Raw genomic sequence first — 9,499 nt, 5'->3', positions numbered from 1 at the left:
GTATCGGGATCGTGTCGGGGGTCTCTCGCCGCGAGCCTAGCCTGCCGGGCGTCCGGCAGGCCGTGTGGTGCAATGCCTCAGGAGCCCATCCAGTTGCGCGACGCGACGGCGGCGCCGTAGCCGGCCGCGGCGGCAAAGCCGGACAGCACCCCGCCCCACACGATGTCGGCCAGCGTGAGCTGCAGCGTCCAGTTGCGCAGGGTCGCGTAATTCGTGAGGTCGTAGGTGGCGTAGGCGAGCGCACCGAACAGCGCGCCCCAGCCGATCGCCGTCACGACGCTCTCGGCCTTCAGGGCCGGCGCCACCGCGAAGGCGAGAATGCCGATCGGGTAGATCAGGTAGAACACCACGGCGGGCGCGAAGCGCGGCGACTCCAGCAGGATGTCGCCGAGCGTCGGCCGGTAGAGCACGGGGCCCATCTTGGTGAGCCAGACCGCGTCGACGGCGACGAAGGCCACGAGAACGGCCGCATAAGTGATCGCGTAGGGCAATGGATCGGTCCTGTCGGTGGGCGTTTGCGATGACTACGTCCGCAGCGTGCGTCCGGATCACCGCACCGGCTGCGCCGTCGATCGTCTCGGCCCGAATGCCGCACCCTGATCCGGCCGCCGCTTTGCGTCGTATTCGGCTCGCTCTATAGGAAAGGACCCGACATGACCCCCGCGCTGCAGGCGATCGACACGATGGCGAAGCGGACCAAGAGCGACGACCGGAAGACCCGCGCTCGCCCGAAGATCGAGCGGCCCTCGCGGGCCGAGGTCGAGGCGGCGTTCCGCACCATCATCCGCTGGACCGGCGACGACCCGGACCGCGAAGGGCTGCTGGAGACGCCGGCCCGGGCGGCGCGCGCCTACGAGGAGTTCTTCAAGGGCTACGACCAGGATCCGGTGGCGATCCTGCGCAAGACCTTCGAGGAGACGGCCGGCTACGACGAGATGGTGGTGCTGCGCGGCGTCCGCTTCGAGAGCCACTGCGAGCACCACATCGTGCCGATCATCGGCCGCGCCTGGGTCGCCTATGTGCCGAACGGCCGCGTCGTCGGCATCTCCAAGCTCGCGCGGCTCGTCGAGGTCTACGCCAAGCGGCTCCAGATCCAGGAGAAGCTCACGGCCCAGGTCGCCGACACGATCCAGGAGGTGCTGGAGCCGCAGGGCGTCGCCGTGGTGATCAAGGCGCAGCACCACTGCATGACGACGCGCGGCGTGCACAAGCACGACACCGACATGGTGACCAGCCGCATGACCGGCGTGTTCCGCGACAACACCGCGACCCGCCAGGAATTCCTGTCGCTGATCGACTGACGCCGCCGGGGTTGCCGGGCCGCCGCGGGGGGGCCCGCCTCGCAGCCGAGATCAGGCGGCGACGTCGCGCAGGAAGGTGTCCACGGCGTCCTGAAGGCGCCGGGCGGCGCCGGCGACCTCGCCGCTGGCGCCCAGCACGTCCTCGGCGGAGCGGCCGGCCTCGTCGATCGCGGTCGTGACGGTGGCGATGTTCTCGGCGACCCGGCTGGCACCCGCCGCGGCTTGGCCGACGTTTCGCGAGATCTCCTGCGTGGCGGCGGCCTGCTGCTCGATGGTGGCGGCGATCGAGCCGGTGAACCGGCCGATCTCGTCCATCGTCCCGGCGATCTTGGCGATGGCGTCGACCGCGTCCTTGGTCGATCCCTGGATGCCGGCGACCTGGGCGGCGATGTCCTCGGTCGCCTTGCCGGTCTGGCTCGCCAGCGTCTTCACCTCCGACGCGACGACCGCGAAGCCCTTGCCGGACTCGCCGGCCCGGGCCGCCTCGATGGTGGCGTTGAGCGCGAGCAGGTTGGTCTGCTCGGCGATCGCCTTGATCAGCCCGACCACGTTGCCGATCCGCTGCGCCGCCTGGGCCAGCGTGGCGACCTGCTCGTTGCTGCGCGCCGCGAGCGCCGTCGCCTCGCCGACCACGGCATTCGCCTGCGTCACCTGGCGGCCGATCTCGGCCACCGAGGAGCCCAGCTCGTCGGCCGCCGAGGCGACCCCCTGGACGTTGCCGGCCGCCTGCTCGGAGGCGCGGGCCGCGTCGGTGGCCTGGCGGGTCGCACCCTGCGTCACGCTGCCGAGCGAGCCGGCCGTGCCCTCCAGCGTCTTCAGGCTGCTGCCGACGGCGGACAGCACGTCGCTGACGGTGGCGCGGAAGCCCGCGATGAGGGCGTCGATGCGGGCCTGCCGCCCGCCCTCGAGCGAGCGCGCCTTCGCCTCGTCGTCCAGCCGCTGGACCGAGCGGGTCCGGAACACGTCGATGGCACGGGCCATGTCGCCGAGCTCGTCCGGGCGGCCGAGGTCGAGCCGGCCGGCGATGTCGCGGTCCTCCGACAGGTCGACGAGGGCCGAGCGGAGCTCGCCGAGCGGGCGCACGATGCTGCGCGCCACCAGGATGGCGATGCCGCCCAGGGCGAGCATCAGCACCAGCGTGACCAGCCCGGCGCGCCACAGGGTGGCGCGCGTCTCGGCCGCGATGTCGTCGTCGTAGACGCCGGTGCCGACCACCATGCCCCACGGCCGGTAGAGCTTGAACGCCGCCGTCTTGCCGACCGGCGCGTCGGCGCCCGGCTTCTTCCACACGTAGCTGATCAGGCCGGCCCCTCCGGCCTCGATCTGCTTTTTCAGGTCGCGGTTGAAGGCGTAGCCGTTGCTGTCCTTGGCGTCGACCTGAGACTTGCCGACGTTCTGCTGGGTCGTCGGATGCATCAGCATGACGAACTGGCTGTCCATCACCAGGAAATAGTCGCCGTTGCCGTGGCGCATCTCGGCGATCACGGCGAGGCCGCGCTTCTTCGCCTCGTCCTCGCTGATCGCGCCGCTCTGGGCCAGCTTGCGCTGCGCCTCGAGCGCGCCGACGGCGGTGTCGGCCAGAGCCTCGAGCGCCCGTGCGCGGGCGTCCGCGGCGCGGTTGCTCTGGAGCCAGACCATGGCGCCGGCCAGGACGATGCAGCCGACGCCGAACAGGGCGACGAGGGCGTAGAGCCGTCCGCGGATGCGGAGACGCAGCAATGACGACATGGAGGCAATCCTCGAGCGGGCGCGTCGGGCGGCGGGGGAGATCGCCGATGCCACCCTGAAGCGTAATCAGGTGGTGTTAATATTCTCGATAGTTGCGAAAAGTAGAAACTGATCACGCGGCCCGCATGGCGCGAGGGCTGATCCCTCGACCACCGCCCCGCGTCACATCCCCGCCAGCCCGAGCAGGGCGGCCACGACCAGCGGCATCGCGAGGCCGGCCAGCACGGTCTGCACGGCCGTGATGCCGGCCATCAGGGGCGCGTCGCCGCCGAGCTGGCGGGCCAGGATGTAGGCCGAGGCGGCGGTCGGCATGGCGTGGAACAGCAGCACGGTGGCGAGCGGCGGCCCGTCGAGGCCGACCGCGAGCGCCAGGCCGAACGCCACCGCCGGCATGGCCAGGAACTTGATCGCCGACGACACCGCCACCGGGCCGACCCAGCGCCGCGCCGCGCCGAAATCCAGCGCCGCGCCGACGCACAGCAGGCCGAGCGGCAGCGAGGCGGCGCCGAGCGCCTTCAAGGCCGGCTCGATCCCGGGCGGCAGGCCGAGGCCGGTCGTCTGCAGCACGAGGCCGGCCGCGCAGGCCAGCACCAGCGGGTTGCTGACGATCTGGCGCAGGATGCCGCCGGCCGTCAGCCGCGCATGGCCGAAGCGGGCGAAGACGAAGACGCAGAAGATGTTGACGGTCGGCACGATGGCGGCGTTGCAGATCGCCGACAGGGTGACGCCCTGGCTGCCGAACAGGCCGACCGCCACCGTGACGGCGACGTAGTTGTTGAACCGCACGCTGCCCTGGAAGACCGACGTGAAGGCCGGGCCGTCGATGCCCATCAGCGGCTTCGCCGCGACGACGAGCGCGCCGACCACCAGCACGGCGCCGGACAGCGCCACCGCCATCTGCCAGACCGGCAGCGCCTGCATCTGGGTGGTAGCGAGGCCGTGCACGAACAGCGCCGGCAGCAGCACGAAATAGCCGAGCCGCTCGGCCTGCGGCCAGAACGCGTCGGCCAGGAAGCCGGTGTGCTTGAGTCCGTAGCCGAAGCCGATCAGCAGCACGATCGGGGCGAGGGCCAGGAGGATCGGCCCGGTCATCGGCGGACGTCCGGGCGGCCGATGTCCGGGGCGCGGTCGGGGCGAGGAGGGCGGGGCACGCGGAACGTCCTGGGCGGGGACGGCCGGCGGGAGGCGCCGGCCGCGCAGCGCCGGCGGCCTATCGGGAGGCGCCGACGATCTTCATCGACCACAGATTCCAGATTCGGTCGATCACCACGAGATTGGTCGCGTCCGCCTTGGCGCCTTCCTCGACGGTCAGGTAGGTCGGGTCGCCGCCGAGCGCGATCGCCTGCGACTGCAGCCGCGCGTTGACGTCGGTGTAGTAGGCGCGGAACACCGCGGCCTTGATGCTCGGGCCGACCGTCACGTCGCCGTGGCCGCGCATCAGCACCACCGACTTGTCGCCGAGCGAATCGGCCAGCGCCTTGCCGATGGCGGCGTTGCGCACCAGCATGTCGGTCGCGCCGAACTTGTCGCGGATGTCGAAGATCGGCACCCCGGCCGCCAGGAACGCCGGGTTGTGGTACATCGCCTGCAGCGGCACCTTGCTGACGCTGAACGGGATCACGCCCGGCGAATGGGTGTGCACCACCGAGCGCACGTCGGGCCGCGCCCGATAGACCTCGCCGTGGATGAAGCGCTCCAGAAACACGGCACGACCGCGCGCGTCGACCGGGTTGCCGTCGAGATCGAACTCCATGATGTCGTCGGACGTCACCAGCGCCGGGGCGAGCGAGCGCGCCATCAGGAAGCGGTTCGGGTCGGTCGGATGGCGGGCGCTGACATGGCCGAAGCCGTCCAGCACGCCGAACTCGGCGAGGATGCGGCTGCCGATGACGATGTCGTTGACCAGCGCCGCGTCGACGCCGGCGATCGGGCTGGTCGAGGCGGTCGGCGAGGCGGTCGGCGAGGCGGGGCCGGGCGACTGCGCCGCGGCGCCGCCGACGCCGAGCAGCGTCGCCACGGCGGCGACGAGGCCGAGCCGCCAGCGGTGCTCGGGACGGACGGATTTTTGGACGATGTTCGGGTGAGTCATGGGGGCGATCCTCGGGTTGCCCGGTCTTGACGCCGGTGGTCCGAGCAGACGGTGTGCCGCCCGGCCTGTCAACGCAGGCGGAGCGTCGCCCGAGGATGCAAAACGGCGCGAGAGCGGGGCCTCGCGCCGACCAGTTCGTCGATCCCGCGTCTCAGCGGGCGGCCCGCAGCTTCTGCTTGGCGGCCGGGGCCTTCGCCTCGACGCGCGGGGCGGCCGGCTTGCTGGCCGTCAGCGTCACCACCGTGCTGGCGGGAGCCGCGTTGGCGGCGGGAGCCGCAGCGACGGGAGCGGGGGCGGGCGCTTCGGCGGGCGTGCCGCGCTTGGCGGCCGCGGCCTTCGCCTTGGCGGCGAGACGCGAGGCCTTCTTCTTGGACGGCGGCGGCGCTTTGGCCGATGCCTTGGCCGACGCCTTGGCGGTCGTCTTCGCCACCGGCGCCGCAGCCGGCGCGGGCGCCTCGACCGGGGCCGGGGCCGGCACGGCCGCAGCCACGGCGGTCACGGCATTGGCGGCGAGCTCGGCCAGCACCTCGCGCTCGGCCTGCAGCCAGTACTGGTCGTCACGGCCGTCGACGCAGCCATTGGCATTCCAGATGTGGTAGGCGCGCTCCCGTATGAGCTCCTGAAGCGAGTGTGACATCTGCAACCTCCTGTCCCTCTCGTAGCCACCATGGATGGCTCCGGTATGGTTAAGGGAGGGTAAACGACACGCACCGCGGGAGCGCTGGACTAGTGCGCAAGTTTTATGCAGTGCGCCGGCCCGGGCGACTCGACGAGAGCGGCCGGGCCGGCGGGAGATCTGGTGCGAGAGGTCCGGCTAGAGCCAGCGCCGTTCGCCGGACGGGTCGGAGATTCGCCGCGAGGCGACCAGCCGGTTCCAGATGAACAGCACCAGCACGGCGCCGACCGTCGCGCCGATGAAGCCCGCTCCCTGGTCCATCCGGTACCAGCCGATCGTCTGGCCGAGCCAGGTCGCGACGAACGCCCCGGCGATGCCGAGCAGGGTGGTGAGGATGAAGCCCGACGGCTTGTTGGGCCCCGGCGCCAGCAGCCGTGCCAAGATGCCGGCCACGAAGCCGATCACGATGATCCATACGATGCCCATCAGGCGTCCTCCGAAAAAGGTCCCGGCCCCGGCCGGTGCGCGGGCTCAACGTGGCGCGGCGGTCCCGGTTCCAGGGTAGGGGACGGCGCTGCCGCGTGGCGGCTTGCCGACATGTCGGCCCGGTTTGTCCGGAACGCCACATCGCGGACCGGGCGCGGCTGCGGAAACAGCGAGGTTTTGGTGGGGTTTCGGCGGCGCTTCGGGATGGCACGCGGGTTGCGAGGGCGGCGCCATTGGAACCCTTCAATTCTGCGAGAGAGACCCAATGGCCGACGTCACCTTCACCTCGCCTGCCCTGCCGAAGGACGTGACCGTCTACGCGGTCGCGGGCGACACCCGGACGCTCCTTTCGGTCGCCAAGGAGCACAAGGTCCCGATCCACTTCGAGTGCGAGAACGGCGAGTGCGGCTCCTGCGCCTGCGAGGTCTCGGTCCTCACCGGCAAGACGCCGCTCGGCATCAGCCTCACCGAGAAGGAGAAGACCGTCCTCAAGCTGGCCGGCAAGATCACGTCGCAGCAGATCGAGGACGCCGAGGTGCGGGACCTGCCGCCGCCGTGGCGCCTGGCCTGCCAGTTCATCGTCCGCCACGAGGATATTCTCGTGAAGTTCTGAGGGCTTCACGCGCTTTGCTACGGTCCGGTCGCAGGTCTGCCCGGGGGCGTGCTCGGCCGCGCGGCCCCGGCGCATCACGGATTCCGCGGCCGCATGCTTCGGGTTAGGCTCGGCGCCTCTCTCGGGAGTGCGTCGGCATGTACTACTTCAAGGGGCGTGGCTTTCTCTGGCACGAGACCAAGGGGCCGGTGCTGTGGTGGCCGGTCAACTGGGTGTGGTTCGCCCTGTTCGAGCTGAAGCGCATGCGCGACGACCGGCGCGCCGAACGCGCCGAGCGGCGGGCGGCCAAGAGGGAGGCCGCGGCCAAGCTCGCCGCCCAGGGCGTCGCCCAGGGGAACGGGGCCGGCACGCCGCCCGGGACCGGGACGGCCGGCGGCGCGTGACGGCATCGTCCGACGATTTCGCCGCGCGCCTCGCCCGGCTGTCCGCCGGAGCCGGTGCCGACGAGGCGCTGGCGCTGTTCGACGCGCTCCCGGCGCCGACCCTCGCCGAAATGATCGGCCGCTGGCGCGGCACCGGTCTCCCGACCGGCCATCCGTTCGACGGAATGCTCGAGGCGCTCGGCTGGTGGGGCAAGGAATTCGCTGATTCCGAAATCGTTTCGCCGCTTCTGTTCACGCGACGGGACGGGGCGCTGACGGCGCTCGATCCGGCCCGCCTGCCGGTCGGCCTGCTGGTGCGCCATCCGCGGCTCGGCCATCTGGCGGCGGCGCAGGCGATCTTCCGGCTGGCGCTGCCGCTGCTCGCGACCCGCCGGCCGACGGCGCGGCTGCGCCTGATCGAATGGCGCGGCCGCAGCGGCGCCGCGATGGTCTACGACCACCAGCCGATAATCGACGTGTTCCGCAGGGTCGATGCCGACACGCGCCTCGGCCTGATGGATTTGCGCGGGCTCGCCGCGCCGTTCTTCTTCGTGCTGCGCCGAGACGCCGGCCCGGACCGGCCGGCGGGTCAGCCCTTGTAGGCGACCAGGATGGCGCCCGCCGCGATCAGCGCGACGCCGGCCCAGTTGGCGGCCGAGAGGCGCTCGCCCAGGAACGCCGCGCCGAAGATCGCGACCAGCACGACGCTGAGCTTGTCGAGCGGCGCGACGCGGGCGGCGTCGCCGAGCTTCAGGGCGCGGAAATAGCAGAGCCACGAGGCCCCGGTGGCGAGACCGGAGAGGCCGAGAAACAGCCAGGTGCGGGCCGGCACCGTGCCGGGCGCCTGCCACTGGCCGGTGGCGGCCAGGATCGCGGCCAGCACGACCACCACGACCAGGGTGCGCACGAAGGTGGCGAAGTCGGAGCCGACCGCCTCGACGCCGATCTTGGCGAAGATCGCCGTGAGGGCCGCGAACACGGCCGAGAGCAGCGCCCAGGCCGGCCAGCTCGTCTGCCAGGAGGAGAGCAGGGATCGCATCGGTGGCTCCGGCCGGACGATGTCGTGTCCGTGGTCTAGCGGCAAAAGCTCGAGCCCGGAAGCCCGCCGGCAGGATGCCGGCGCGCGGCTTCGCGGTCCGTTAACCGCTCGGCCGATCAGGTCATTGTGAGAGGAGTCCGCTAACCGATTCGCGGTAAACGGGTCACGCAAGAAGGAGTCTCACCCCCGTGAACATCGAACGTGCCGTCGAGCGTTTCTCGCCCATCGTCCTCAGCATCGTCCGGATCATGACGGCGCTGCTGCTGCTGCAGCACCCGTTCTCCAAGTTCTTCGGATGGCCGGTCGCGACCCGCACCCCGGAGCTGCTCTCGCTGTACTGGTTCGCCGGCGCGATCGAGATCTTCTTCGGCGCCCTGCTGCTCGTCGGCTTCTACACCCGGACGGTGGCCTTCATCCTCTCCGGCGAGCTCGCCTTCGCGTATTTCATGGGTCACGCGCCGCGCGGCTTCTTTCCGCAGGGCAATGGCGGCGAGGCCGCCGTGCTGTTCTGCTTCATCTTCCTCTACTTCGCCTGCGCCGGCGGCGGTCCGCTGAGCATCGACGCGATCTGGAAGAAGCGCTGATTCGCCGACACGGCCCCCGCGAGCCGCGTGCGGCTCGCGTCCTGCTCTTCAGCACCTACCGGGCGGAGCACCGCCCCGAACACGGAGACATGCTCATGATCGGTGTGCGGATCGTCGTCGCGGCCGTGGTCGCGGCGGGATCGTTGTCCGTCCCGGCCCTCGCCTTCGATGCGCCGGGCGGGCGCGGCGAGCGGGGCCAATCCGAGCGGGGTCAGTCGGAGCGGGGCCAATCCGAGCGAGGCCAGTCCGAGCGCGGATTTGGCCGCGAGGGCGAGCGTCCCTCCGGCGCCCCGTCGTCCGGAGCGGCGACCCGGCCGGAGCCCGGACAACCCGGCCAGGCCGGGCAGCATGCCGGCCAGCCCGGACAATATCCGGGTCAGCCTGGACAGTATCCTGGTCAGCCCGCACAACATCCGGGCCAGCCGGGTCAATATCCAGAGCGTCCCGGCCAGTACCCGGGTCAGCCCGCTCAGTATCCCGGCCAGTATCCTGGCCAGCCGGGCGAGGCCGGATTCCGTCGCGACGTGGTGGCGCCGACCACCACCAACGTTGTGGCACCGACCAACACCAACGTGGTGGCGCCGAGCAACACCAATGTGGTGGCGCCCGGAGCCGGCGCGACCGGCGTCGTGGTGGCGCCGGGCTATCGCGGCGCGGCCGCCGCGGCGCCGCCCCCGCCGC

At 71.4% G+C, this 9,499-nt stretch carries 13 protein-coding genes; 5 read left to right on the top strand and 8 right to left on the bottom strand.

Translation table 11 applies throughout. The features are described 5' to 3' along the window. Positions 1–77 precede the first annotated feature (77 nt). Complete coding sequence (locus CH341_RS23685) at positions 78–491, bottom strand: DUF2177 family protein (RefSeq protein ID WP_111421447.1); 414 nt, start codon at positions 489–491, stop codon at positions 78–80. A gap of 192 nt (positions 492–683) precedes the next feature. Here CH341_RS23685 and folE point away from each other — a divergent pair, with 192 nt between their 5' ends. Beyond that, entirely contained in the window at positions 684–1,301 is a 618-nt protein-coding gene (gene folE / locus CH341_RS23680; protein ID WP_111421452.1) for a GTP cyclohydrolase I FolE, read from the top strand. Positions 1,302–1,352: 51 nt separating this feature from the next. Here the strand turns inward: folE and CH341_RS23675 are convergent, their stop codons facing one another. From CH341_RS23675 to CH341_RS23655, 5 genes are all read right to left on the bottom strand, one after another. Beyond that, on the bottom strand, positions 1,353–3,029 hold the full coding sequence (locus CH341_RS23675; protein WP_111421446.1) for a methyl-accepting chemotaxis protein: 1,677 nt from the start codon (positions 3,027–3,029) through the stop codon (positions 1,353–1,355). Between the two features lie 162 nt (positions 3,030–3,191). Continuing rightward, positions 3,192–4,121 carry an AEC family transporter gene (locus CH341_RS23670; protein ID WP_111421445.1) on the bottom strand — a complete coding sequence of 310 codons (930 nt, stop codon included), beginning with the start codon at positions 4,119–4,121 and terminating at the stop codon, positions 3,192–3,194. 118 nt (positions 4,122–4,239) lie between these two features. After that, positions 4,240–5,118: a class II aldolase/adducin family protein gene (locus CH341_RS23665; protein ID WP_245431218.1), complete on the bottom strand. Its 879-nt coding sequence runs from the start codon at positions 5,116–5,118 to the stop codon at positions 4,240–4,242. 151 nt (positions 5,119–5,269) lie between these two features. After that, positions 5,270–5,755, bottom strand: a complete 486-nt coding sequence (locus CH341_RS23660; RefSeq protein ID WP_111421444.1) for a DUF2934 domain-containing protein — start codon at positions 5,753–5,755, stop codon at positions 5,270–5,272. 177 nt (positions 5,756–5,932) lie between these two features. After that, entirely contained in the window at positions 5,933–6,220 is a 288-nt protein-coding gene (locus CH341_RS23655) for a GlsB/YeaQ/YmgE family stress response membrane protein (RefSeq protein WP_210208581.1), read from the bottom strand. A 265-nt stretch (positions 6,221–6,485) separates the two neighbouring features. Between CH341_RS23655 and CH341_RS23650 the strand changes: the two genes are divergently transcribed. The 3 genes from CH341_RS23650 to CH341_RS23640 all read left to right on the top strand — a co-directional run bounded on the left by CH341_RS23650 (position 6,486) and on the right by CH341_RS23640 (position 7,797). Next, entirely contained in the window at positions 6,486–6,833 is a 348-nt protein-coding gene (locus CH341_RS23650; RefSeq protein ID WP_111421443.1) for a 2Fe-2S iron-sulfur cluster-binding protein, read from the top strand. A 137-nt stretch (positions 6,834–6,970) separates the two neighbouring features. Next, positions 6,971–7,216, top strand: coding sequence for a hypothetical protein (locus CH341_RS23645; protein WP_111421442.1), 246 nt, complete (start codon positions 6,971–6,973; stop codon positions 7,214–7,216). Then, the gene (locus CH341_RS23640) at positions 7,213–7,797 is read left to right on the top strand and encodes a DUF4334 domain-containing protein (protein WP_210208579.1); all 585 of its coding nucleotides are present in this window, start codon (positions 7,213–7,215) and stop codon (positions 7,795–7,797) included. The genes CH341_RS23645 and CH341_RS23640 overlap by 4 nt, the downstream gene beginning before the upstream one ends. On the opposite strand, the gene CH341_RS23635 is transcribed toward CH341_RS23640, so the two are convergent. Further along, positions 7,785–8,234: an EamA family transporter gene (locus tag CH341_RS23635; protein WP_111421441.1), complete on the bottom strand. Its 450-nt coding sequence runs from the start codon at positions 8,232–8,234 to the stop codon at positions 7,785–7,787. The two genes, CH341_RS23640 and CH341_RS23635, sit on opposite strands and share 13 nt — an antisense overlap. Positions 8,235–8,422: 188 nt before the next feature. On the opposite strand from CH341_RS23635, the gene CH341_RS23630 reads away from it, so the two are divergent. After that, the gene (locus CH341_RS23630; protein WP_425376207.1) at positions 8,423–8,818 is read left to right on the top strand and encodes a DoxX family protein; all 396 of its coding nucleotides are present in this window, start codon (positions 8,423–8,425) and stop codon (positions 8,816–8,818) included. On the opposite strand, the gene CH341_RS34400 is transcribed toward CH341_RS23630, so the two are convergent. Further along, the gene (locus CH341_RS34400; protein ID WP_170149779.1) at positions 8,758–9,249 is read right to left on the bottom strand and encodes a hypothetical protein; all 492 of its coding nucleotides are present in this window, start codon (positions 9,247–9,249) and stop codon (positions 8,758–8,760) included. The two genes, CH341_RS23630 and CH341_RS34400, sit on opposite strands and share 61 nt — an antisense overlap. Positions 9,250–9,499: the final 250 nt, after the last annotated feature.

The sequence above is a fragment of the Rhodoplanes roseus genome (assembly GCF_003258865.1).
GTDB lineage: Bacteria > Pseudomonadota > Alphaproteobacteria > Rhizobiales > Xanthobacteraceae > Rhodoplanes > Rhodoplanes roseus.
The sequence above is the reverse complement of the archived record's forward strand: the minus strand, read 5'-3'. Positions and strand labels throughout refer to the sequence as shown.

What these genes read in the sequence shown, in the direction of transcription:
- CH341_RS23635 (WP_111421441.1), bottom strand. Translation starts at nt 8,234, where the DNA reads ATGCGATCCCTGCTCTCCTCCTGGCAGACGAGCTGGCCGGCCTGGGCG.
- folE (WP_111421452.1), top strand. Translation starts at nt 684, where the DNA reads ATGGCGAAGCGGACCAAGAGCGACGACCGGAAGACCCGCGCTCGCCCG.
- CH341_RS23645 (WP_111421442.1), top strand. Translation starts at nt 6,971, where the DNA reads ATGTACTACTTCAAGGGGCGTGGCTTTCTCTGGCACGAGACCAAGGGG.
- CH341_RS23665 (WP_245431218.1), bottom strand. Translation starts at nt 5,118, where the DNA reads ATGACTCACCCGAACATCGTCCAAAAATCCGTCCGTCCCGAGCACCGC.
- CH341_RS23650 (WP_111421443.1), top strand. Translation starts at nt 6,486, where the DNA reads ATGGCCGACGTCACCTTCACCTCGCCTGCCCTGCCGAAGGACGTGACC.
- CH341_RS23670 (WP_111421445.1), bottom strand. Translation starts at nt 4,121, where the DNA reads ATGACCGGGCCGATCCTCCTGGCCCTCGCCCCGATCGTGCTGCTGATC.
- CH341_RS23655 (WP_210208581.1), bottom strand. Translation starts at nt 6,220, where the DNA reads ATGGGCATCGTATGGATCATCGTGATCGGCTTCGTGGCCGGCATCTTG.
- CH341_RS23675 (WP_111421446.1), bottom strand. Translation starts at nt 3,029, where the DNA reads ATGTCGTCATTGCTGCGTCTCCGCATCCGCGGACGGCTCTACGCCCTC.
- CH341_RS23660 (WP_111421444.1), bottom strand. Translation starts at nt 5,755, where the DNA reads ATGTCACACTCGCTTCAGGAGCTCATACGGGAGCGCGCCTACCACATC.